This window comes from Klebsiella sp. CN_Kp066 (assembly GCF_040065135.1).
In the GTDB taxonomy this organism is placed as follows: Bacteria; Pseudomonadota; Gammaproteobacteria; order Enterobacterales; family Enterobacteriaceae; genus Klebsiella; species Klebsiella oxytoca.
In genome coordinates this window covers 228623-251599 of record NZ_JBEAIU010000023.1, presented here as the reverse complement: position 1 = coordinate 251599, position 22977 = coordinate 228623, and the positions used below count along the sequence as shown (strand labels likewise).

At 54.8% G+C, this 22977-nt stretch carries 24 protein-coding genes and 1 pseudogene; 10 read left to right on the top strand and 15 right to left on the bottom strand.

Annotated elements, in window-relative coordinates; all coding sequences use genetic code 11:
* Positions 1 to 10: 10 nt before the first annotated feature.
* From ABLV75_RS04170 to ABLV75_RS04160, 3 genes are all read left to right on the top strand, one after another.
* On the top strand, positions 11 to 772 hold the full coding sequence (locus ABLV75_RS04170; RefSeq protein WP_004102236.1) for an SDR family oxidoreductase: 762 nt from the start codon (positions 11 to 13) through the stop codon (positions 770 to 772).
* A 16-nt stretch (positions 773 to 788) separates the two neighbouring features.
* Positions 789 to 1784, top strand: a complete 996-nt coding sequence (locus tag ABLV75_RS04165; protein ID WP_004102238.1) for a 2-hydroxyacid dehydrogenase — start codon at positions 789 to 791, stop codon at positions 1782 to 1784.
* 89 nt (positions 1785 to 1873) lie between these two features.
* Positions 1874 to 3136 carry a PTS transporter subunit IIC gene (locus ABLV75_RS04160; RefSeq protein ID WP_004113196.1) on the top strand — a complete coding sequence of 421 codons (1263 nt, stop codon included), beginning with the start codon at positions 1874 to 1876 and terminating at the stop codon, positions 3134 to 3136.
* 129 nt (positions 3137 to 3265) lie between these two features.
* Here the strand turns inward: ABLV75_RS04160 and ompC are convergent, their stop codons facing one another.
* The gene (gene ompC, locus ABLV75_RS04155) at positions 3266 to 4351 is read right to left on the bottom strand and encodes a porin OmpC (RefSeq protein WP_004102242.1); all 1086 of its coding nucleotides are present in this window, start codon (positions 4349 to 4351) and stop codon (positions 3266 to 3268) included.
* Between the two features lie 561 nt (positions 4352 to 4912).
* On the opposite strand from ompC, the gene ABLV75_RS04150 reads away from it, so the two are divergent.
* Positions 4913 to 5635 carry a methyltransferase domain-containing protein gene (locus tag ABLV75_RS04150; protein WP_004102243.1) on the top strand — a complete coding sequence of 241 codons (723 nt, stop codon included), beginning with the start codon at positions 4913 to 4915 and terminating at the stop codon, positions 5633 to 5635.
* Between the two features lie 140 nt (positions 5636 to 5775).
* Here the strand turns inward: ABLV75_RS04150 and ABLV75_RS04145 are convergent, their stop codons facing one another.
* The 4 genes from ABLV75_RS04145 to ABLV75_RS04130 form a co-directional block, all read right to left on the bottom strand.
* On the bottom strand, positions 5776 to 6282 hold the full coding sequence (locus ABLV75_RS04145) for a hypothetical protein (RefSeq protein ID WP_004102245.1): 507 nt from the start codon (positions 6280 to 6282) through the stop codon (positions 5776 to 5778).
* Between the two features lie 446 nt (positions 6283 to 6728).
* Positions 6729 to 7736 carry an iron ABC transporter permease gene (locus ABLV75_RS04140; RefSeq protein WP_004102247.1) on the bottom strand — a complete coding sequence of 336 codons (1008 nt, stop codon included), beginning with the start codon at positions 7734 to 7736 and terminating at the stop codon, positions 6729 to 6731.
* The gene (locus tag ABLV75_RS04135) at positions 7733 to 8689 is read right to left on the bottom strand and encodes an ABC transporter substrate-binding protein (protein WP_004102249.1); all 957 of its coding nucleotides are present in this window, start codon (positions 8687 to 8689) and stop codon (positions 7733 to 7735) included. Before ABLV75_RS04135 ends, ABLV75_RS04140 begins: the two co-directional genes overlap by 4 nt.
* Positions 8690 to 8711: 22 nt before the next feature.
* Entirely contained in the window at positions 8712 to 9521 is an 810-nt protein-coding gene (locus ABLV75_RS04130; protein ID WP_004102250.1) for an ABC transporter ATP-binding protein, read from the bottom strand.
* 289 nt (positions 9522 to 9810) lie between these two features.
* Here ABLV75_RS04130 and ABLV75_RS04125 point away from each other — a divergent pair, with 289 nt between their 5' ends.
* A complete protein-coding gene (locus tag ABLV75_RS04125; RefSeq protein WP_004113205.1) occupies positions 9811 to 10140 on the top strand; it encodes an NIPSNAP family protein in 330 nt (109 codons plus the stop codon).
* Between the two features lie 107 nt (positions 10141 to 10247).
* On the opposite strand, the gene ABLV75_RS04120 is transcribed toward ABLV75_RS04125, so the two are convergent.
* On the bottom strand, positions 10248 to 11069 hold the full coding sequence (locus ABLV75_RS04120) for a hypothetical protein (RefSeq protein WP_004102252.1): 822 nt from the start codon (positions 11067 to 11069) through the stop codon (positions 10248 to 10250).
* A 152-nt stretch (positions 11070 to 11221) separates the two neighbouring features.
* Here ABLV75_RS04120 and celB point away from each other — a divergent pair, with 152 nt between their 5' ends.
* Genes celB through ABLV75_RS04105 form a run of 3 tightly spaced genes read left to right on the top strand, consistent with a single transcriptional unit; the run spans position 11222 to position 14959 of the window.
* A complete protein-coding gene (gene celB / locus ABLV75_RS04115; protein ID WP_004102253.1) occupies positions 11222 to 12541 on the top strand; it encodes a PTS cellobiose transporter subunit IIC in 1320 nt (439 codons plus the stop codon).
* 4 nt (positions 12542 to 12545) lie between these two features.
* Positions 12546 to 13499, top strand: coding sequence for a N(4)-(beta-N-acetylglucosaminyl)-L-asparaginase (locus ABLV75_RS04110; protein WP_004102254.1), 954 nt, complete (start codon positions 12546 to 12548; stop codon positions 13497 to 13499).
* Between the two features lie 2 nt (positions 13500 to 13501).
* Positions 13502 to 14959, top strand: a complete 1458-nt coding sequence (locus ABLV75_RS04105) for a leucyl aminopeptidase family protein (protein WP_004102255.1) — start codon at positions 13502 to 13504, stop codon at positions 14957 to 14959.
* Between the two features lie 289 nt (positions 14960 to 15248).
* Here ABLV75_RS04105 and ABLV75_RS04100 read toward each other — a convergent pair whose 3' ends face one another.
* A complete protein-coding gene (locus ABLV75_RS04100) occupies positions 15249 to 16448 on the bottom strand; it encodes an MFS transporter (RefSeq protein ID WP_004102256.1) in 1200 nt (399 codons plus the stop codon).
* A gap of 108 nt (positions 16449 to 16556) precedes the next feature.
* On the opposite strand from ABLV75_RS04100, the gene ABLV75_RS04095 reads away from it, so the two are divergent.
* Positions 16557 to 17513 (top strand): AraC family transcriptional regulator, encoded by a 957-nt coding sequence (locus ABLV75_RS04095; RefSeq protein WP_004102257.1) that lies wholly within the window; start codon positions 16557 to 16559, stop codon positions 17511 to 17513.
* Here the strand turns inward: ABLV75_RS04095 and ABLV75_RS04090 are convergent.
* The 8 genes and pseudogenes from ABLV75_RS04090 to ABLV75_RS04055 all read right to left on the bottom strand — a co-directional run bounded on the left by ABLV75_RS04090 (position 17510) and on the right by ABLV75_RS04055 (position 22415).
* On the bottom strand, positions 17510 to 18298 hold the full coding sequence (locus tag ABLV75_RS04090; RefSeq protein WP_004102258.1) for a pyrroline-5-carboxylate reductase: 789 nt from the start codon (positions 18296 to 18298) through the stop codon (positions 17510 to 17512). The genes ABLV75_RS04095 and ABLV75_RS04090 overlap by 4 nt on opposite strands.
* 12 nt (positions 18299 to 18310) lie before the next feature.
* Positions 18311 to 18713: pseudogene (locus tag ABLV75_RS04085) on the bottom strand (hypothetical protein).
* Between the two features lie 3 nt (positions 18714 to 18716).
* On the bottom strand, positions 18717 to 18842 hold the full coding sequence (locus ABLV75_RS04080; protein ID WP_004102259.1) for a hypothetical protein: 126 nt from the start codon (positions 18840 to 18842) through the stop codon (positions 18717 to 18719).
* Entirely contained in the window at positions 18830 to 19369 is a 540-nt protein-coding gene (locus ABLV75_RS04075; protein ID WP_004102260.1) for an L-2-amino-thiazoline-4-carboxylic acid hydrolase, read from the bottom strand. Before ABLV75_RS04075 ends, ABLV75_RS04080 begins: the two co-directional genes overlap by 13 nt.
* Before the next feature lie 4 nt (positions 19370 to 19373).
* Positions 19374 to 20216: a transporter substrate-binding domain-containing protein gene (locus tag ABLV75_RS04070; RefSeq protein WP_004102261.1), complete on the bottom strand. Its 843-nt coding sequence runs from the start codon at positions 20214 to 20216 to the stop codon at positions 19374 to 19376.
* Positions 20206 to 20958 (bottom strand): amino acid ABC transporter permease, encoded by a 753-nt coding sequence (locus ABLV75_RS04065; RefSeq protein WP_004102262.1) that lies wholly within the window; start codon positions 20956 to 20958, stop codon positions 20206 to 20208. Before ABLV75_RS04065 ends, ABLV75_RS04070 begins: the two co-directional genes overlap by 11 nt.
* Before the next feature lie 9 nt (positions 20959 to 20967).
* Positions 20968 to 21666 carry an ABC transporter permease subunit gene (locus ABLV75_RS04060; RefSeq protein ID WP_004102263.1) on the bottom strand — a complete coding sequence of 233 codons (699 nt, stop codon included), beginning with the start codon at positions 21664 to 21666 and terminating at the stop codon, positions 20968 to 20970.
* An 8-nt stretch (positions 21667 to 21674) separates the two neighbouring features.
* Positions 21675 to 22415, bottom strand: coding sequence for an amino acid ABC transporter ATP-binding protein (locus tag ABLV75_RS04055; RefSeq protein ID WP_004102264.1), 741 nt, complete (start codon positions 22413 to 22415; stop codon positions 21675 to 21677).
* 333 nt (positions 22416 to 22748) lie between these two features.
* On the opposite strand from ABLV75_RS04055, the gene ABLV75_RS04050 reads away from it, so the two are divergent.
* Positions 22749 to 22958, top strand: coding sequence for a YdgH/BhsA/McbA-like domain containing protein (locus tag ABLV75_RS04050; protein WP_004102265.1), 210 nt, complete (start codon positions 22749 to 22751; stop codon positions 22956 to 22958).
* Positions 22959 to 22977: the final 19 nt, after the last annotated feature.

Sequence of the window (22977 nt, the reverse complement as noted above, 5' to 3'; positions counted from 1 at the left end):
TGAGGAAAGTATGGATCTGAATTTACACCACCGCACGGCTATCGTTACCGGAGGCGCTACGGGCCTCGGCAAAGAGTTTGTCCTTTCACTCGCCCGAGAAGGGGTCAACATCTGTTTCACCTATATGCGTGATGAGGAGCGCCCGGAACAGCTGATCGCTACGGTAAAAAGTAGCGCCAGCGTCGAAATTATTGCGGTGAAAACCGATCTTTCCGACGAGCATAGCCGGGAGAATCTGTTCGCGACCTGCCTCGAACGCCTGGGGAACGCCGATATTCTGGTCAATAACGCCGGGATCTGGCTGAGCGGTTACGTCACTGAAATCACCCAGCAGGAGTGGGATAGCGTGATGAACGTCAACCTGAAGGCGGTGTTCCACCTGAGCCAGCTGTTTGTCAACCACTGCCTGGCGAAAGATCAGGCCGGCAGTATTCTGAATATCACGTCTCAGGCGGCCTTCCACGGTTCAACCACCGGTCATGCTCATTACGCGGCCAGTAAGGCGGGTCTGGTGGCCTTCTCAATCTCGCTGGCGCGCGAGGTGGCGAAGCAGAAAATCAATGTCAACAACATCGCCGTCGGCATCATGGATACCGCGATGATCCGTAAAAACATTGAACAGAATCCTGACTATTACGTCAGCCGTATACCGGTAGGCCGGGTGGCCCAACCGCACGAAATTGCCGACATCGGCGTCTTCATGGTCTCACCGAAAACCCGCTATATGACGGGAGCGACTCTGGATGTCACCGGCGGTATGTTGATGCGTTAATTTATGGAGAATGATTATGAAATGTCTGGCAATTGCCGATCTGTTTATCAATGCAGCGATGATGGACGCGGGTCTGAAAGCGCTCAAAGATAAAGGTATTGCAGTGGAAGTACGCGAATGGTCGCACGAGTCAATTGAAAAACTGCAGGAGGATAATTTACTGGTTGAACAGCAAGGTTCTGAGGCGCTGGCGCTGCCTGCCGCTCTGCTTCAGGGTGCTGAGGAGACGGAGATCCTGATAGTCCAGTTCGCCCCGGTTAACGCGGCGGTATTCGACAAGCTGCCAAAGCTTAAATACGTCGGGGTGCTGCGCGGCGGGATTGAAAACGTTAATCAGGAGGAGGCAAAAGCGCGCGGAATTGAGGTGATGAACACGCCGGGGCGTAACGCCCGCAGCGTGGCGGAATTTACCGTCGGGATGATTCTGGCGGAAATGCGCAATATCGCCCGCTCACACGATGCGCTGCGCGATAAGTTCTGGCGCAAAGAGAGTCCTAACCACCGGGCCATTCCTGAACTGGGCGGCAAAGTGGTAGGTCTGGTCGGGCTGGGGCATATCGCGCAGCTGGTGGCTGGCTTCCTGCGCGGTTTCGGCAGCGAGATTATCTTTTACGATAAGTACGTCCCCGGCCATGAAAGTTATGAAAAGGTGGATACTCTCGACGAACTGGTGCGCCGTGCGGATGTGATTTCGCTGCATGCCCGTATGACCCCGGAAACGGAAAACCTGATCAACGCCCATCATTTTGAATTAATGAAGGAGAGCGCCATCATCGTCAACACGGCGCGCTCCGGGTTAATTAATGAAGGCGATCTGATCGCCGCGCTTCGGGCGGGTAAAATCATGGGCGCTGCCCTCGACACTTTTGATGACGAGCCGCTGCCGGACGATAGCGCGTTTTATTCGCTGAATAACGTCACGATAACGCCGCATATTGCCGGCAGTACCATTGATGCCTTCAGCAATTCGCCGAAGATTTTTTCAGAGATATTGCTGAAGCAACTCGGTTAAATATTAAAAGAGCCGCTTAAGGTTTTTGCAACGGCCCATTGGGCACGGGTTCGCTCGCGCCCAATTCGGCCGCCTTTTAAGGAAATATTATGGATATTATCAACAGCATTATTAGCCTGGGGGCATCAGTGATGATGCCAGTAATATTCTTTATTATCGCACTGTGCTTTGGGGTTAAAATCGGCACCGCATTTAAAGCCGGGATGCTGGTAGGTATCGGCTTTGAAGGGGTGGGACTGGTGATCGGCCTGCTATTAACCAACCTCGGGCCGGCATCGCAGGCCATGGTAGAGCGTATCGGCCTGCACCTGACGGTGGTCGATACCGGCTGGCCGACCGCCTCGACTATCGGCTGGGGCTCGCCGCTGATGCTGCCGGTAGTGGTGGGATTTATCGTTATCAATATTGCCATGCTGCTGCTGAAATTAACCAAAACGGTAAATATCGATATATTCAACTACTGGATTTTCCTGATTATGGGTTCAGTCGTCTATGCCGGTACCGGTAACTACTGGCTCTCCGTCGGCATTACTTTCGGCATATTTATCTTAACGCTACTGGCGGCGGATTTAACCGCACCCTATCTGCAAAAAAACTATAATCTGCAAGGGATATCATTTCCCCATCTTACCTGTATAACCTACGTGCCGTTTGGTATTGCCTGTAACTATATTATTGATAAGATCCCGCTGATCAATAAAATTAATTTCGACCCGGAAAGCATTAATAAAAAATTCGGCGTCTTCGGGGAGCCACTCACTCTGGGCTTCGTGCTGGGGCTGCTGCTGGCCTTCCTGGCCGGGTACGATGTCTCGGCGGCGGTATCGCTGGCGATTAAAGTTTCCGCCGCCATGCTGTTGCTACCGAAAATGATCGAAATTTTAGTGCAGGGCCTGCTGATCGTGCGCGATGCCGCGGAAGCGAAGCTGAAGGCGAAATTCCCCAACCGCGACTTCTATATCGGCATGGATACCGCACTGCTTATTGGCGAACCTTCGGTGCTGGCAACCGGCCTGCTGCTGATCCCTATGGCGGTGGTGCTGGCGATTATTCTGCCAGGCAACCGCGTGCTGCCGTTTGTCGATCTGGCCTCCCTGATGTTCCTGCTGGCGATGGTAACGCCGTTTTGCAAACGTAATATGTTCCGCATGTTTATCACCGGCACGCTGGTGGTCACCTGCATTTTGTACGTCGGAACGGATATTTCGCGGGAATACACCCAGGCGGCGGTCAACTCTAATATTCCTGTGCCGGAGGGGATGGCGGAAATTACCAATATCGTTGGCGGAGCCACCACGCCGGTGGGCTGGCTGGCGGTGAAATTCGGCGAGTTTTTCACTACCGCGCCGTAAATTCCCTCTCTTCTCACTCTGCCCGGCGCGGGAAACGGCGCCGGGCTTTTTATTATCGCCCGCTCGCCACCATAAAAAATGCCTGCCAGGAGGGTAAGCTGGCAGGCATGGCTGATAAAAGGCTGAATTTTAGAACTGGTAAGTTATGCCCACGGCAACGATGTTATCGGTGCTGATGCTGGCATCTTTGGTGAACCTGCTGTCATCCAGCAGGTTGATTTTATAGTCCACGTAGGTAGACATGTTCTTGTTGAAGTAGTAAGTCGCGCCTACATCAACGTATTCAACCAGATCCTGGTCGCCATAGCGGCCCAGATCTTTGCCTTTTGATTTCAGGTAGGCGATGGACGGACGCAGGCCGAAATCAAACTGATACTGAGCAACCACTTCAAAGTTCTGCGCGGTGTTGGCAATATAGCCTTTACCGAACTTAGTCATGTTGCGGGTTTCCGCATAGGTAGTCGCCAGGTAGATGTTATTGGCATCGTACTTCAGACCGGCCGCCCACACTTCCGCTTTTTCGCCACGGGCGTAGAAGTCTGGATTGACGCGACCTTCCCTGACCTGCGCATCGGTACGATCGGATGCCGCGTAGGCCGCACCTGCGCTAAATCCTTCGTACTCATAGGTCGAGGCCATACCCCAGCCGTCGCCATGCTGTTTCGCCAGATCGCGGTCGTTGCCCTCTTCTTTACCCTGGTACTGTACGGCGATATTCAGACCGTCAACCAGACCGAAGAAACCGTTGTTACGGTAAGTGGCAACGCCGGTGGTACGCGCGGTGGCAAAGACGTCGGTCTGGGTCCAGGTATCACCGCCGAACTCCGGCAGCATATCGGTCCAGGCGCCGATATCATAGGCAACGCCGTAGTTACGACCGTAGTCCAGAGAACCAAATTCGCCAAACTTCAGGCCAGCAAACGCAAGGCGCGTTTTGTCGCCGGAGTTGTCGCCTTCAACGTTATTGGCGCTGAAGTTATATTCCCACTGGCCGTAGCCGATCAGCTGGTCGTTGATCTGCGTTTCACCTTTGAAGCCCAGACGGGCATAGGTCTGATCGCCATCTTCTGACTTATCGCTGGAGAAATAATGCAGGCCGGTCACTTTCCCATAGAGGTCGAGTTTGTTTCCGTCCTTGTTATACACCTCAGCTGCCTGCACGGTTCCTGCAGCAAGAAGTGTAGAGACGGCCACTGTTAGTAATTTTAATTTCATATTATTTCGTCCCTAACTATTAATAGAATATCAAATCTCAGATACCTTCTGAGCGAGACCATTATGCGATAATTCGCAAAGATACTTGAAATTAAAAGTTCCGAATTTTTATACCAAATACAATAACTGTGACGAAAACGGTGGTTGTTAATTGACACACATCAATTAACCCCGTTCTGATCCCGCAATCATTCTAAATCACACCTTGTACAACCCCTGGAATCAGCAGATTTAACCAAAATAAATAATTTCTCATAGGGAAATTCTAATGATAAGAATAATTAAAGATTTCAATTTGTTAAAATACATATAAATCATAATGTTATGAATAATTATTTCTTCAGAAAATCCTTAATCATAAACATCCTGATTCGCCAGTTCGTGTTTTCAAAGGTATATTCTGATTTTCGCATTCAGAATTAATTTCAGTATCAAGATAAGCCCTGGCGTTATTGAAAGTTCTTTACAAAATCCACATTCATTATAGCCCGGCGGTTTAAGATTTGTTTAGAAATTGTGTGAAACGGATAGCAACGACTCTATTTTCAAGGGATGAAGGTGATGATGAATAAATTTAGTCCGGCGAATTGCCCGCAGACGTATGTCAAACAAAATATGATGGGGCCAAATGTATTAAGGCTGGTTGAAGAGCTTAGCCGCTCCCTGGAACTGTGGCCTGGAATGCGTATTCTCGATCTGGGCTGTGGGACAGGGTTATCTTCGATGTATCTGGCGACGGAATTCGGCGTGGAGGTGGTCGCGGCGGATCTGTGGGTTCGCGCCGACGATAACGCCCGGCGTTTTGCGGCAGCGGGCATGGACAATAAAATCACCCCGATCAATCTTGATATCAGCACCCTGCCGGGACTGGGTATTTTTGCCCGCGACGCCTTTGATGCCGTGGTCAGTATCAATGCCTGGCACTATTTTGCCCGCGATGCCCTGTTCTTTGACCAGCGCATTGCGCCTTATGTCAAAGGCGGCGGAACGGTGGCTATTGTCATCCCGGGTCTGCGCAGCAGCGATGCTGAAACGCGACCTGAAATCCATGCGCTCATTGCTAGCGGCATCGCCCTTTTTACCACCGACCGCTGGCGCGCAATCTGGTCCGGGAGCCAGCATCTTGCGGTCAATCAGTGCCGTCATATGGCATCCGGCCGTCAGGCGTGGCTAGAGTGGCAAAAGTGCGATAATGATTTTGCCGCTACCGATGCCGCCATGAGAAGTGATGAGCTGGGTCAGCAGCTGCGCTTTATGCAAATCATTGGCCGGGTAAACAAATAAACCTGTAGCCTGGCATCGACGCTCGCCCAGCCGGAAAGTGGGCGCCGGAAGCGATGGCACGGTGATAGAACGGCGCACTGAAACCAGGAGGTTGACGGTAATTAACAGGATTAGCCTGCGCGCAGTATCATCGCGGGCAATTAGTCTGGGGTGAATTTATCAATCAGCGAAAAAGCGTGTAAATAATTAGACAGCGCCAACAGCGCATGAAATGAGTTAAAACCGAATTTATCAATTAATCTTCTTTTATAGTTGCTGTAGGCTTTAGGTGAGATGCCGAGCAGTTCCGGATAGTCTTTTGCCAGCACGTTAAATTTCATAATAAAAATATACTGGAATTCTCTTTCCGTTAGGGTGATGTCCTCACCGACAGGGATACCGTCAGTGACTCTGGCGATAATACTGGCGATGTGCGCGGTGCGCCTCTTGTTGATCAAGCAAATGATATTGCCTTCCACCTTGAAACACACAAAATTCTTTTTCATTTCAAAGCTGTTTATCAAAAAATGAAACTGCGCATGGCTGCTGGATGAGTATCTGGTTAAGCACAGATCGACGAGATTCGCCTTTCTGACCGCTTTTATATCATTTATTTTCAGACGCATGGCTTTTTTAAAAAAATGATTATGGCTGAAAATAGTTAACATTCCGTTCCCTCACGAAAGTGCAATCATCCTTTATAGAAATGCGTATAATACGCGCCATGGGAATATACCCATGAGTGAAGCGGGTGAATTATAGGTTTGATTAATATTTATTGTCCAGACGAGCAAATTTCAGATAAATCCCCGTAAAATTTACCCTGTCGACATTTCGCGCCCCCAACGACGGCAACCATACCTCCCTTTTCTTTAGGATTTTTCTCATTAAACGTCAGTTGCAAAGAAATGAACAGGAGAACATTCTGTCATGCAGAATATATTCAACCAATTACATTGGAGAAAACGCTTTATAAACAGATAAATTCGGTTATCAAGGTGTTGCACGTACCGCGACGTGACGGCGAGATCGAATTTCTGAGGGTTTGTTTGCCATTCGTTTAGGTGGGGCAGCAGATGAAAATGCCGGGCTTGCGGCCCGGCGCTGATAAAGATTATGCCCGGCTCCGGGCCAGCAGAATAATAATAAACAGTCCGCCGATGCCGGCCGTAATGATCCCGATAGGCAGCTCCTGCGGGGCCAGCAGCGTCCTGCTGACAATGTCGCCGCCGCACAGCAGTACAGCTCCCCACAGACCACATAAAGGCAGCAACCGCAGATGCTTAACCCCGGAAAAGTAGCGGCACATATGCGGCACCATCAGCCCGATAAAGCCGATCACTCCGGTTAAGGCCACCAGCAGCGATGTCGCCAGCGCGCAGCAGAAAAACACCTCCATTCGCAGGCGGCTGACGTTGATGCCCAGCGACTGCGCGGTCTGTTCTCCGGCCAACAGGCCATCCAGCGATCGCCAGCGTAACAGGATAAAAGCGCAGAGAAATAGCAGACTGAATACGGCATAAGGTAAATTATCCCACCGCGCCAGGCCTAGGCCGCCCAGCGACCAGAACAGCACTGAACTGGCGGCCCGCTGGTCGCCGGAGAAAATCAAATAGCTGGTCAGCGCGCCGAATAAAAAGGAGATAGCCAGCCCGCAAATGACTAAATGCTCGGCGCCGCGCTGCTTTTTAAAATGAAACAGCAGCATCACCGCCACCGCAGAGCAGATCCCGCCGACAAATGCTGACACCGGCAGCGTCAGCCCCCCTAGCCGCTCGCCGAACCGGGTAATCACCAGCACCGCCCCCGCCGATGCCCCGGAGGAGAGCCCGAACAGAAAAGGATCGGCCAGATCGTTGCGCGTGGTGGTCTGTAAAAGGCCGCCTACCATTGCCAGCACCGCCCCGGTCAGCACCGACAGCAGCGTTCGCGGCACGCGCAAATCAATGACGATACGGGCCATCATGTCCGAAACTGGCACATCAAGCAGCCGTAAAGCCCCCAGAACCTGCGTCAGCGATAGCGGTACGCTGCCTTTCGCCACGCTTAGCAGCATCAACCCGGCTAACACCGGTAGCGCGCCCCACGCGGCCCAGTAGTAACGATATGGCGTTGAACTCATTGGTTAGCCGCTGGATACATCGCATGGGCCAGCTTTTCGGCCGCTTTAATATTTGCCGGACCGGGCGTCAATTCAGCATACTGCAGCTTCAGATAACGCTGGTGTTTCACCGCCGGGGTCTGCTTCATTAACGGATGATTTTCGAGGAAGCGGCGCAGCGCGTCGGCGCCGCTTCCGGTCTGATAGTCGAGAAGAATAATAAAGTCGGGTTCCGCCGTCGCGACGCTTTCCCATGAGGTGGTGCCCCAGCTTATTTCGAGGCCATCCATGACGTTTTGACCTCCGGCCGCTTCGATAATCGCGGTCGGCATAGCATAGCGCCCGCTGGTAAAGGGCTTGTCTTCGCCGGAATCATAAACAAACACCTTCAACGGCTGCACGCCCTGCGGCGGCCTGGGCAGCGCATTGAGCGTTTTTTTCCAGCCGTCGACCAGCGCCTGCGCTTCCCGCTGTTTGCCGAAAATTTTGCCCAGCGTCAGCTCATCGTTATACAGCAGGTCCATGCTGGCTTTTCGTTTGTCCTTAGCGGTAAACACGCAGCTCTCACTCAGAACAAAGGTCTTGATACCGTATTTAGCCAGCACGGAAGGGGTGACTTCTCCGCCCACTTTCATGCCGTAATTCCAGCCCGCGAAAAAGAAGTCCGGATTAGCCGCCAGCAGCGTTTCCAGCGAGGGATACTTCGGCGCCAGCTCAGGAATCGCCCCCATCTGCTGTTTAAATTGCGGCGTCATTTTGTACCATCCGCTAATCCCGGTTAAACCCACGATACGGTCCTGTAAACCGAGAGCAAAAGCCATTTCAGACATATTTAGATCGTGTATGACCGCCCTTTTCGGCGCCTGGGTAAAGGTTACGGGCGTTCCGCAACTCTCAATGGTGACAGGAAAATCTCCTGCGTTCGCCGCTGTAATAGAAAAAATCGCCATCATGCCGGCAAGCCATTTATTCATTCTTCGTCATCCTCAAAATTGATTACGCATAGCCTGGAACTTCAAAAATCCGCAGCGCCTTCCCGGTCTCGGGATGCGGCACGGTAAAGCTGGTTAAGCCGAAGACGGGATAGAGCTGTTCCGAAATAAGGACGCGCTCGGGCACATCCCAGGCTGCGGCGCGCCCCTGCGATAAAAGCAAAACCCGGTCGGCAAAGGACTCCACCAGCGAAAGGTCGTGCAATACCGCGACGACCGTGATCCCCTGGTTTTTAACTAAAGAAAGAAGCTCAACCCGACCCGGGGGATCGAGATGGTTGGTAGGCTCGTCGAGCAACACCAGTTCTGGCGACTGGGCCAGTACCCGCGCCAGCGCGGCGCGCTGCCTCTCACCGCCGGATAATGCCGATAGCGAGCGCGTTCGCAGCCTCTGTAGTCCCGTATCATTAATCGCCCGGGTCACGATGATGTCATGGTCACGACGCGACATCTCCCTGGCGTGGGGGATCCGCCCGAGGGCGACATAATCCTCAAGCGCCAGCCGCATATCCGGGGCATCATTCTGCGCCAGGACCGCGATCTGCCGGGCACGCTGCTGGCGGGTTAACGCTGAAACCGAGCGGCCATTCAAGCGAATCTCGCCCTCCCGCGTCGTCAGCTGCTGATCTATCGCCCGTAATAAGGAGGTTTTGCCGCTGCCGTTAGGCCCAATCACCGCCAGGCACTCTCCTTTTCTGGCGTGGAAATGAATATCCGTAAGAAGCGCGCCGCCGCCAGGACGCGGTAGCGATGCGATATTGACGCTAAGCACCGCTTCGCTGGCCCTACTCCCATTTGTCAAACGCCTCTCCATTAGCCTCTTCTCCTGCTCTCTGCCGAGCGGCCTGGCAAAATGCGCTCGCAATCAATTATTCTCACCCGCATAGATGATAATCATTATCATTTAAAAAGAAAGGTTAATAGTCACATATTTTATAATGCTTTATTTGTTATAATATAACATATCAATTATTGCCGGGCGTTGGCAACCCGCGATCGATAATACTGCCCGGGAGAGGCGTTAGGTTCTGGCGGAGTTGTATTCAGGCCGACGCTGTGTTCTATTGCCAGCCCACTCGGCGGTTTTGAAAGGAAAGTTCAGGATGAAAACGGTAGAGTTTTTGCTTTATACCCTTAAACCCGGTACCGGGAATGATTTTCACCGCATAATGCAGGAGCAAAGCGCCCCCCGCCATCGCGCCGCCGGGATGGATATCGTCTCCTTTGGCAATTCGGTGGAAGACAACGACGCTTATTACCTGATTCGGGCTTATGACGACCTGGCGCATTTAAACGCTTCCCAGGAGCGCTTTTACAGTAGCCCCGCGTGGCGCGAAGGCCCACGTCAGGCCATCATCGACATGATTGCCGTAAGCGTAAAATCGGTTATGGTTCTAAGCGCCAGCGCGGTTGATGGCCTGCGAAACGGCTGACCGGCACAGCGGCTGACGCGGGCCGACAAGCAAAGGGCTTTGTTGCCGTCGGAGAAGGTGACGGTTCTTAGTCAATGCGGAGACCGCCCCTGATCCTGTCGCTGAATTTAGATCTGATTGAGCGAGGCAAGAAAGCCCTGCGGCGTATTGTCACCCAGTTTCTTTTGCGCCCGTCCCTGGTTCCACAGCGTGCACAGTCGCTGCAGCGTTGCGTCAGGCTCATCCAGCGCCGGGATAATATTGGCCAATCGTTCGCTAAGCTGTACCGCCCCGCACTCCTCCGCGATCACCGTTGTGCATGACAAATCCGCGCGTATCGGTTCGAAGCCCTTATGAGCATAAGTCTCAAGACATTGTATCTGCGCCGGACAGGCTTCCAGCGCCTGGTTCAGCCAGCTATCCACCAGCGCGGGCGAAATGCCGGAATAGATACGACCAAAGCACCAGCCGCTGATCGGCTCCTGCGCCCACAGCAGATGATGCTCGCCGCCATCGTCCATCGACAGCGCGAGCTGCCGGTAATGCAGCATCAGAGTATCCGGCCTCATTCCCGCTTTTAACGCTTTCTTTCCCTGCGGCGCGGCGTTTTTTCGCCCTTCATGGGCCGGGCGAAGATAGCGGTTTAGCGTGGCCCGTGAAAGGGTGATACCCAGCCCTTCATTCACCATAAACAGCAGCTCGTCCAGCGGCGCACGCAGTATATCGCGCAGAGCGTTAATCAGCGCCTCCTGCTCTTGTATCAACACTTTGTGTATCAGATGTGGCGTGGTGTGATTATCTGAAATCTGGCTGCGGTTGCGCCAGCGACGAACCGTAGTGATTGATATACCCAGTTCCTGCGCCAGTTCGCGGTCGCTTTTCGTCGACTCCTGGAGATATTTTCGCGTTCTTGGGGTGGTGGTGGCGTTGGCATGCAGCTTTATTTCCATACAATCCTCGACGGAAAATATAACTAATCATATGAGATATATAGTTACAGAGAAGACATTGTGAACCGCTTCACCTTTCAGCCCACCGCTTTCTCGCATAATCCGCCATAGATAACACACACAGCCCCTGTCGATCTTGTACGGAGTTCACAATGAACAATGTTCTGGGATTTCTTGAAGCAAAACTGATGCCTCTGGCGGCGAAAACTGCCCAGCAGCGTCATCTCGGCGCTATTCGTGGCGCCTATGTTTCATTCATGCCTTTTATTATTGTCGGTTCAATTCTGCTGGTGATCTCGTCGTTTCCTAATCAGAGCTATCAGCAGTTTATGGCCAGCACCTTCGGCGCCAGCTGGAGTGCGATAATTGAAATCCCGTTCAATGCGGTATTTTCCACGATGTCGCTGTTTATCAGCTTCCTGGTGGCCTACCGCCTGGCGGAGCACTACGGGGATGACCGTATCTCCTGCGGCATCCTCTCGCTGGTGGGATTTTTGATCCTCACCCCCTTTATTAAAGTCGCTGAAAACGGCGGTATCACGGTGATCCCCGTTGAATGGATCGGTACCAAAGGTTTGTTCGTCGCCATGATCGGTTCGCTGCTGTGGACCGAACTCTTCTGCTGGTTAAAGCGCAAGAAGCTGGTGATTAAGATGCCTGACGGGGTTCCACCCGCCGTGCAGGAGTCTTTCGCCGCACTGATCCCGGCCCTGCTGGTGATGATTCTGATCCTGGCGATTCGCATCGGGTTTGAACACACGCACTACGCCACTATTCACCAGTTCATTTATGAGGTCGTCGCCTCGCCGGTTCGCCATTACGGTACCTCCTATTTCGGCGCGCTGATGACCGTATTCAGCATCACTATTCTGTGGTCCGTCGGCATCAACTCCGGTTCAATGATCAACGGCATTATTCGTCCTTTGTGGATGGAAAATCAGACCGATAACATCGCCGCGATTCAGGCCGGCGTGACCCCGCCGCACATTATCACCGAGCAGTTCTTCGATATGATCTGGATGGGCGGCGCGGGCGCAACGCTGTCGCTGGTGATCGCCATGCTGATTTTCGCCCGCAGTAAAAATATGCGCGAGGTCGCCCGCCTCGGGGCCGGCGCTTCCATCTTTAATATCAACGAACCCATCCTCTTCGGCCTGCCGGTGATCATGAACCCGATCATGCTGATCCCCTTTAACCTCGTGCCGCTGGTGCTGGTCACGGTGCAGTACGCGGCGATGAAAATCGGCGCGGTGGCCGTCACCACCGGGGTGTTTATTCCCTGGACGCTGCCGCCGGTGATCAGCGGGTTTATCGTGACCGGACATCTTAGCGGCAGCGTAATGCAGATCCTCAATTTGCTGATTGGCGCCATGCTATACCTGCCTTTCATGCGTATCGTCGATAAGCAGTATCGCGCGGCGGAGACAACCTCCCGTACCGAAACGGACAACACGCTTGCTAAACAGGAGTAAACCAATGTGGGGAATGATTGCCACCTGGCGAATGGCGCTGGAAGGGGTAACGGAAGCCGCGACGGCGCTGGCAGCCGGCGCTGATACCGCCAGCGCCGTGGTCGATGCGGTGGCGGCGGTAGAAGATTTTCCGCTCTACAAATCGGTAGGCTACGGCGGGCTGCCGACGGAAAACGGCGAGGTTGAGCTGGATGCCGCCTTTATGCATGGCGATACCCTCGCCTTCGGTGCGGTCGGCAACCTGGTGGATATTGCCAACCCGGTCAAAGTGGCCCACGCTCTCAGCCGCCAGCGCTATAACAGTCTGCTGGTTGGCCAGGGCGCCAGAGAGTGGGCCATCAGTCAGGGATTCGCCGCCAAACCCATGCTGACCGATCGGGCCATGCAGCACTACCGGAAACGCTGTCGCGAAACGCTGGATAAAGGCCTCAGCCCTTACGACGGCCACGATACCGTAGGCATTATCGGCCTCGACAAACAGGGCTCCATGAGCGTCGCCACCTCGACCAGCGGCCTGTTTATGAAAAAGCGCGGGCGGCTCGGTGATTCTCCGATTATCGGCTCCGGTTTCTACTGCGACAGCGAAATCGGCGCCGCTACGGCGACCGGCGTCGGTGAAGATCTGATGAAAGGCTGTACCAGCTACGAGATTGTCCGGCGAATGGCTCAGGGCATGACGCCGCAGGAGGCGGCGGACTCGGTAGTCTGCGAGCTGGAAGACAAACTGATGTCGCGCTTTGGCCGTGCGGGCGATCTCTCGGTGGTGTGCATGAACCGCCGCGGCGAATTCGGCGCGGCCACCAATATAAAAACCTTCTCCTTTGTCGTCGCCACCGCGACGCAGCCGCTCACCGTATTCTGCGCCGAACGCGTGCAGGAGAAAACCCATTACCGTCCGGTGGACGACGAATGGATGCAGGCCTATGCCGCACGCATTCGCGCCCCCATCGAGGAGTAACCATGCTGGATTATCGCTTAATCAATCAACTGGATAGCGACTGTAACGGCGCGCACCTGGTGACCTGGCCGGGCAGCACGCTATTAAAACAGGCCCCGCTCAACGACAGCACTCTGCTCACAGAAATGGCGGCGCAGGCCGCCCGCGGCGAGGTGGCTGACACCCGCTTCGGCTGTTCGCCCTTCGCGCGCATCACTCTTATCCCGCAGGCGCACTGGCAGGATGCGCTTAACGATGGGCTGAGCGAGGCGCTGCGGCCGCTATGTAAACAGCCGGTGAGCGAATCGCTTATCCTTGATTGTTCGCTGGGAGAGACCGCCGGCGCGTTAACCAAAGCGCTGCGCGAACTGTTTAATCTCGACTGGCAGCTTGCTGATTTAGGTCTGCATCAGAATACAGCCGTCAGGCCACGCCTGCGTCAGCTGGTCCTCTACGCCTTACCTGAACAGCGGTCGACGCTGGATGCCCTCGCCCATCGTCAACGGGCCACGGCGCACGGTATGCTCGCCGCGCGGCGGCTGGCGGATCTGCCTTCGGAGCAGTGTACGCCGCAGTACGTGGTGGAAGAAGCCCGTCGTCTGTGCGCCGATATTCCTGCTCTGCGCTGCGAAGTTCTCGATGAAAAAGCGATTGTCGATCAGGGGCTCGGCCTGCTGCATGCGGTGGGTAAAGGTTCCGAACGCCCGCCGCGCCTGCTGGCGATTCATTATGAGGGCGTCAGCGAGGGCCCGGTTCGCTGCTACGTCGGTAAAGGCATCACCTTTGATACCGGCGGGCTGTGGCTCAAGGAAGGCGCCGGAATGTACACCATGAAGTACGATATGTGCGGTGCAGCCAACGTTCTTGGCCTGATGCTGAGCATCGCCGAGCTGGCGCTACCGGTGCGGGTAATGGGGGTACTGGCGCTGGCGGAAAACGCGATTGGTCCCGGCGCCATGCAGCCGGGCAGCGTCGCCCGGGCCTGCAATGGCCTGACGGTAGAGATCAATAATACCGATGCCGAGGGCCGTCTGGTGCTTTCCGACGCCATTGCCTGGGCCAGCCAGCGGTATCCGCAGGCGCGCTATATTATTGATATTGCGACCCTCACCGGCGCGGTGGTTAAGGCGCTGGGCTATGATTTGAGCGGTTTGATGACCCAAAGCGACACGCTACGAGCGGCGTTGACCGAGGCGGGGTTAAAGAGCGGAGATGAGGTCTGGTCACTGCCGCTGGATAGCAGGCTGAAGAAACAGACCGCAAGCGCAATCGCCGACCTGTGCAACACGCCGGGCAATAACGCAGCGATCAGCGCTTCGGCTGCCTGGCTTTTGCAGCATTTCTGTCCGCCGGAGATCCCGTGGGCCCATCTGGACGTCAGCGGTACAGCGCTGTGGCGAGAAGGTGGTAAAAGCGTCGCTTCCGGTCGGCCTGTTCCGCTGCTGGTGCAGCATCTGCTCGACGATATCGGAGAGAGTTAACCCCTCCCCGGAGGCGATGCTGCGCATCTGTCCGGGCTACGTGTTCTCAGCAGTCAGCGATCCTGTAGCCCGGCTAAGCGCAGCGCGAGCCGGGAAGAAGCCGCAGCAATACCACGTCTCCGCACATTCCCCCGGTTGCGGGTTACCAGCAGCCTGCGGGCCGGTAGCCCGGGCAGGCGCTTTGCGCCGCCCCCGGGAAAAGAGCGCAGAGTGGCAGAATTTCCCGGAGGCGATGCTGCACATCTGTCCGGGCTGCAAAATCCGCAGGCTTCCTGGCCCGGGAAAGGCCCTACTCCTCGCTCGCCACCGGTTTTACTCTCACCGCAAACAGCACAATCACCATCGCGCTGACCAACAACAAACCGCTGCCAACAAAAACCCCGCTGGCGCCGTTAAGATCGAACACCGCCCCGCCGCCGGCGGCACCGGCGCTAATCGCCAGCTGGATAGAAGCCACCAGCAGACCCCCCGCGCTTTCCGCCTCATCCGGCACCGTGGTGGCAAGCCAGGTAGACCAGCCCACCGGCACCAGGCCAAAGGCGAAGCCCCACATTGCCACCAGCAGACCGTCCAGCAGCGCGAAGTGGCCGAACGTCACCATCATCAGCGCCAGCACGCTCATCGCCAGCGGTACCAGCGCCAGCGTCATGCGCAGGCTTCTGGCCAACAGATGTCCGGCAATCGACGTGCCGATAAAGTTCGCCACACCAAAACCGAGCAGGATCAGGGAAACTCCTTCGACGCTGGCCTGCGCCACGGTTTCGAGGAACGGACGCAGATAGGTAAAGAAGGCGAAGTGGCCGCTAAAAATCAGGATTGTCGCCAGCATTCCGCCAACCATGCCCGGACGGCGCAGCACTTTAACCAGGGTGGCAAAGCTGCCCGCGCTCTCCGGCCGCATGGAAGGCAGAACCCACAGTTGCCAGAGCAGCGCAACCACGCTCGGCAGCGCACAGATAAGAAATACGTTGCGCCAGCCGATCAGCGCGCCGAAATAGCTGCCCAGCGGCGCGGCAACCACCGTCGCGATGGAAACGGCGGAAAAGATAATCGCCAGCGCTTTCGGCACCATCGCCGCCGGAACCAGACGCATGGTGGTCGCAGTCGACATCGACCAGAAGCCGCCGATGGCGATCCCCAGCAGCAAGCGTCCCAGCAGCAAAAACTCCAGCGAACCGGCGAAGGCCACCATCATGCTGGAGATAATTTGCAAAACGGAGAAGAACATCAGCACCCAGCGACGGTCAATATTTCGCGTCGCGGTGGTGATCAGCAGCCCGGTAACTAACGCCACCAGCGCCGTCGCGGTCACCGCCTGCCCCGCCATGCCTTCGCTAACGCCCAGGCTTGCCGCCATCGGCGTCAACAAACTGGCAGGAAGAAACTCGGCGACAATCAGGCCAAATACTCCCAGCGCCAGCGCATAGACGGCGCGCCACGCGGGCCTGGCGTTGGCCAGGCTCTCTTCAGCTGCAATGCAGGAACTCATAAACATCTCTCCAGAACAATTAACATTTCGTTAAGGTTAGGCGGTTCTGTTCGGACGATCTATGATACATACTCTGTGATTATTGATAATTCGTCCGGGAATGATGTTATGACTCAGCACGCCCTCGATCTCACCAGCGAACTTCTGCGCGGCATGCGCCTTTCCGGCGTCAACTACCGCCGCATCGAAACCTCGCGCCCTTTTGGCGTCGAATTCGGCTTCGTACCTGGTAAAGCGCAGTTCCACTTTATCAGCCGGGGACCGGTACTGCTGCGCATGGTCAGCGGCCAGCGCCTGATGCTGCAGAGCGGCGATGCGCTGTTTATTCCTAACGGCGATGGTCACGTGCTGCTCTCCGATGACCAGGCAACGGTGGTTAACGTGTCCAGACTGCCCAGCGAACCGGTTTGCGACTCGGTAAGCTGCGTCAAAAACGCCTGCAACGACGCGAAAAGCGACAGCGCCATTATCTTCAGCGCCTGTATGGACTTTGAGCTGGGCGGCATGCAGCCGTTAGTCAAAGCGATGCCCGAAGTGATGCTGGTCAGCAGCCTGCTGACCAGCCGTCCGGAGATCCCGCCGATGCTGGCAGCCATGGAACGCGAAAGCCTCACTCGACAGGCGGGCTACGCCGGTATTTTGGCGCGGCTGGCCGATGTGGTCGCCGCGCTGATTGTCCGCGGCTGGGTGGAGTGCGGCTGCGGCAACGCCACCGGTTGGGTACAGGTGCTGCGCGATCCTAAACTGGCTAAAGCCATTTACGTTATGCATCAGCAGCCGGGCATTAACTGGAAAGTCGAGGATCTGGCCCGCGAAGCGGGAATTTCGCGTTCGGTATTTGCTGAACGCTTCCTCTCCGCCACCGGCACCACGCCCGCCCGCTATCTTACCGAGCTGCGTATGCGCCTCGCGGTGCAGTACATTTCTCATGAGGGTCAGGCGCTGGAAAAAGTGGCCTTCAGGCTGGGGTACAGTTCTCATGCCGCCTTCAGCCGCGCCTTTAAACGCATTATCGGAAAGGCGCCGGGCGCGCTGCGCGATCTGTCGCGGGAAGAAGGATTTTAGCACTGTCCCAGTTCACGGGTGCGCCTGACCGCCGCCTGTACGCTGCGCTGAAGCCCCGCGGCAAAATCGCTGTTGTTCAACTCATACAGACCATGGATCCCGACTCCTGCAGGGGAATTGTTGATATCCAGAAGCTGGCGCGGATGCTTCTGGCTTTGGCGCAGCATCTCGACCGCGCCGAGCAGGTTTTCCAGCACCACCTCCGTTGCCTGGGGTCGAGGCAGTCCCGCCAGTACGCCGGCATCGGTAAGGGACTCAATAAAGTAGTAAATATAGTTAGGTCCCGCGACGCCAAAGCCGGTAAAGATATCGATCAACCGCTCAGGCAGATACAGCACTTTGCCAAAGCCGCGCAGAAACGGCTCGATCTCAGCCGCGCTGGCGTAGGCGTTTAAGGTCACGCCGCTATAGCCAAATCCGGTATCGGTCAGGGTATTGGGGATCGCCCTGGCAATCGGCGTTGCCGCACCAAACAGGGAGGCCAGCTTTTCCAGGGTCACCCCCGCGATCAGAGATACCACCGTTGTCGAGCCGTTTAGCTGCGCGCGCACGCGGTTCGCCACCCCCGCCAGATCGTCCTGCGGACGGATCCCCAGCACCAGCAAAGAGGCCTCGTTTACACCACCGTCGCGCGACAGCCGATAACGGGCGCGCAGAGCCTCGACTCGCGTGCTGTCGATATCCTCGAGCGAGATCGCGTCCGCCCGCAGCGCACCGTGGCTTAATGACGCGCGAATAATCGCCTCCGCCATCTGTCCGGCGCCAATAAAATGGATCCTGGCCATGAGTATTACTCCTTATTCAAAAAGATATTCGCCGTTGCCAACGCGAAAGCGTCGGCCTTTGAGCGCCGGGTCGGCAACGCGAAACCCCAGTTCAGTCAGTTGATTCGCCGCGCCCTGGCGGAAAAGAAACTCTCGACCGCCCACCGCCAGCCCCTGCCGCCTTGCGGGGTAATACCAAACAGCTGCTGCCAGCGGTCGCGCACCGCCTGAGGATGCTGTATGGTGAAAACCGCGCGCTGCAGTTCAATCTCCCCCAGCGGATGCAGCGCAGCGCCACCCGATACAGCGTTTCATTATCCGGCAGCAATCGTGACGCATCCCGGGAGAGTAAAAACGTCTCCGCGGCGGAAAGCAGCTCTGTATCATCGGCAATCGCCAGAAATTCGATCCAGGTCAGACCGAAATAGTTCAGCACATTTCAGGTCCCCCAGCCCGGGTGGCGCCCACCGGCCAGCGCGTTGAGCTTTTGCCCGCATAACACCTGAACCGCCGCTTCCGGCTGATTAACAAACTGGACCGCGTGGTCCCACGTTAAGGTTGCCATTCGCCCTCCCGCTCCTCTGCCTGATAAAAACGCAGCCGACAGGCGGCATCGCCGCGAGCCAGCGCGGTCTGCACCTCTAAATGCAGCCCCGGAAACGCGTCGGTTAGCGCACGATCGCCTTCCATGCAGATATCGCACAGCGTCTCAATTTCGCTGGCGCCTCGCCCCTGCTGCCGCCAGCAGTTGACATAGGGACAGTAGTGAAACAGGACGATAAATTCGGCCCGGCTGGCGCTAACGGGCTCCATCTCATAAACCTGAGATTCCAGACCGCGGGTAAACAGCCCGGCAAACTCCTGCAAATCTTTTCGATCGCGCATTTGCGCGCGCAGCTTATGCCCGATATCGCGGCCATAGTGGCGTATTGCTTCACGGACAGAATCATCCGCGATATCGCGCTGTCGGCTTTCGTCCAACAGGTAACCGATCGTTGCCGCGCGTTTTTCAGTAATGGCGCGCAGCGCCAGGGTCACCTCATCGTTTAAGGTGGCGGCGTTATGCGCCGGTTCCGAGCTTATTTGCGTCATGCGCTTATTCCCAGTCGGTATTCACTTTCACGTCGCTGGCGCCCGGCAGGGCATATACATCTTCGGCGTACCATTTCCGCGAGAGGTCAGCGAGCGTGCCGTCCTTTTTCAGGGCAACCAGCTGCGCGTCAATCGCTTTGATTAGCTGCGGATCGGTATTTTTTTTATACAAATAGACGTTAGGAAACAGGCCGACGGAATCCGAAGCTTTCAGATTAAGATTTAGCGCCTTATTTAACGCCAGCAGCGCGCCAATAGGATAAATCGCCGCATCGTATTCCCCGGAAGCTACCGCTTTAAAGATATCGGCGGCAGACTGCTCGCCGTTGGGCTGCAGGTTAATTTGTTGGCCTGGATGTTTTTTATTGTAGTTTTCAATCACCGTATAACGGGCGTCGGAGGTATGAATCGGCACCAGTTTTTTCTTACCGCTGGCGAGATCGCCAAGGTTATGAATATCGTTCTCATCGTTACGTACAATCAGGCGTAAATCGCTGATCCCGGTCGGCTCGCCGGAGTGGTCGTATTTTTCCGCCCGCTCTTTGGTGAGATAAAAGTGATCCGCCGCGAGGGTATAGGCGCCGGTCGATAGGCCGACGATCATCGCATCGCGAGAGACCGCATTAAAATGAAACGTATAGTCCGTTAACCGCTGGTCCAGCACCTTTAACAGGTCGCCATCGTAGCCTGTAATATTGTTGTTATCGTCAACAAAGCTAAAGGGAAAACCGTTAGCATTGACGACAACCTCAACCGTTTTCGCGTTTGGGCTTTTTTCAACCGCCTGCGCGGCGTCCATTCCCATTGCCAACACCAGCGCACTCACCAGTAAAATTTTATTTTTCAAAATACCTTCCCCAAAATGATAACCGTGGAACACTCTTTTCTGCGTTGCCTTGCCAGCGGACGCTCAGAAATCTTTCTGCCCTGCGCAATGCTCTGGCAATCGCCAGGCACAGCACGATATAAATCACCAGCACGACGCAGTAGGCTTCGACAAAATGAAACCCGCGCGCGGCGGCGATATTGGCTTTCGCCATCAGATCAACAACGGTGATGGTGTAAACCAGCGAAGTGTCTTTAATCAGATCGATCAGCACGCTGGTAAAGTTCGGCAGCGCGGATACCGCCGCCTGTGGAAAAATAATGCGTCGGAACTGCGTGAACCCGCTCAGCCCGATTGACCATGCAGCCTCGCGCTGCCCCTTATCGACCGCGTTCCATCCCGCGCGAAAGGTTTCGGCGAAATACGCGCTGAAGATCAGCGATAACGCGGTGACCGCCGCCGCCAGCGGCGAAAGTTTATAGCGGTACATCGTGTCCTGCGGGCCGCCGAACAGCCCGGCGGCAATCCACGGCCAGACGTAAAAAAAGAAATACAGCATCACCAGGACCGGGACCGAACGGCCAAAGGAGAGGAAAACCTTCGCCAGCCATTGAACGCCGGGTACCTGACGAATAATCGTCCACGCCAGCGCTGCGCCCAGCAAAGTGGAAAACAGTAAGGATAATAACGTTATCGTCAGGGTGACCGGCAGCGCGCTTAAAATAAACGTAAAATTGTCCCGAATGAACGCCAGGCTAAACATGTTAATTTATCACTCCAGCAGGAACTGATATTTCTTTTCAATACGAGTGGTAAAATAGAGAATAATACTATTTAGCACCCAGTAGACGATAATAACGCTAATAAATGCCGCGACTTGTTTAGCCCCGTAGCTATTTTGCGAAATCTTTTGTGCACGGCCAAAAACATCCACAATACCAATAATATTGACCAGCGAGGTCATTTTCACAAGATTAATTAAAAGATTGCCAAAGACGGGAATAGCAATAATAAGCCCCTGCGGGAAAATAATCCGTCGTATTCCCTGATGCCAGGGAATATTCAGGCTGATAATGGCCTCTTTCTGGCCGCTATCCACCGCGCGCCACGCTGAACGCATCATTTCTGCAAAGTAGGGACTGATGCTGACCGAGATAGACAGCACCGCAAAGGTGGTATCGCTAATCCACAGCGGCGGCAGCGCCAGCGCGGTCAAAATTAATTTGCCGCCGAAGAAAAACAGCAGGATCAGCAGCGCCAGAGGCGCGCCGCGCAGAATGTCGGTATACCCCTTTGCCGCCGCGCTGAGCGGCTTAAAGCGGCTAAACTGCAGCAGCACAATCAGCAGCGCGATCGTCAAACCAAGCAGCAGCGACGCCAGCGTTATGCCGAGAGTCACGGGTAAATTTTCCAGCAGTTTCGGCACTATTCCGGCGATATCCTGCCAGCTAAACAGCGGGTTATTGTTCATCATCAGCCTCAGGCATGATAGTGCAGTTGCGCAAGAAACGCCCGGGTTCGGCCCTGCTGAGCTGCGCCAAATATCTGTTCCGCCGGGCCCTGTTCAACGATTTCACCGTTTTCCATAAATACCACCCGGGAAGCGACCTGACGGGCGAACGCCATTTCGTGGGTCACGATGATCATCGTCTGGCCCGCGGCGGCAATGGTCTGAATAAGCTCCAGCACTTCACCGACTTTTTCCGGATCCAGCGCGGAGGTCGGCTCATCCAGCAGCAGAACGGCGGGGTTAATCGCCAGCGCCCGCGCAATACCGATACGCTGCTTTTGGCCGCCGGAGAGACTGTGCGGATAGTGGTCTTTTTTATGCAGTAACCCCACCTGCTTTAAGAGTCGTTCAGCAATAGCCAGCGCCTCCTGCCGCGGGCGCTTTTTAGCGTATATCAGGCCTTCGGTAATATTTTGCAGTGCGGTGAGATTATGAAAAAGATTCCACGATTGAAAAACCATAGCGGTTTTTGAGCGTAGTTTTTCAATCTCCTTTTTTCCCGCTTTTGCGCAATCCAGCGCCACGTCATCTATTCTTATTTGCCCGCTATCGGCAGGCTCTAAGAAATTAAGTGTACGTAATAGTGTGGTTTTCCCTGAGCCGCTGGGGCCAATAATGCAAATAATCTCGCCGGAATGAATGCTGAGGGATACCTCTTTTAGCACTCTTTCACCGGAGAAGCTTTTACTGATCTTATTGAGCGTTATCATAATGAGATATTCGTGAATAATGATTATTTGCCGCACACCGGCAATTATTGCTGTACAAAAACTATATTGCCGCCGTTCAGATGATAGCAAACAAGAAAATCATCTATCGAAAGTCAAAAAATAACTTTTTATATATTTGTTATGACAATGAGGCTGGATTGTAATCAAACTTTATTAGCAAAACAGGATAGCGTTAACCGATAATTTTTATTCAGATTTATTGAACAATGAGAACAAATTGTTTCGATTTTAATCATCTCGTCGCCGTCCTATCATTTATCACATCGGGGCAACAACGCTCCAACACTGACAAAACGCTTAAGGAATACGACCATGAAATCCATCAAAACTTTCGTTGCAGTTGCCGCACTCTCTATGATCTCTTTCGGTACTTTTGCGCAGAGCATTAGCGCCAGCGCTTCCACACTGGACCGCGCAGAAGCCAAAATTGCCGCTCAGGCCGCAGAGCAAGGCGCGTCTTACAAAATCACCAGCGCTCAATTCAATAACCGCGTGCATATGACCGCTGAGCTGACGAAATAAAATTTGAAACATTGCCGGG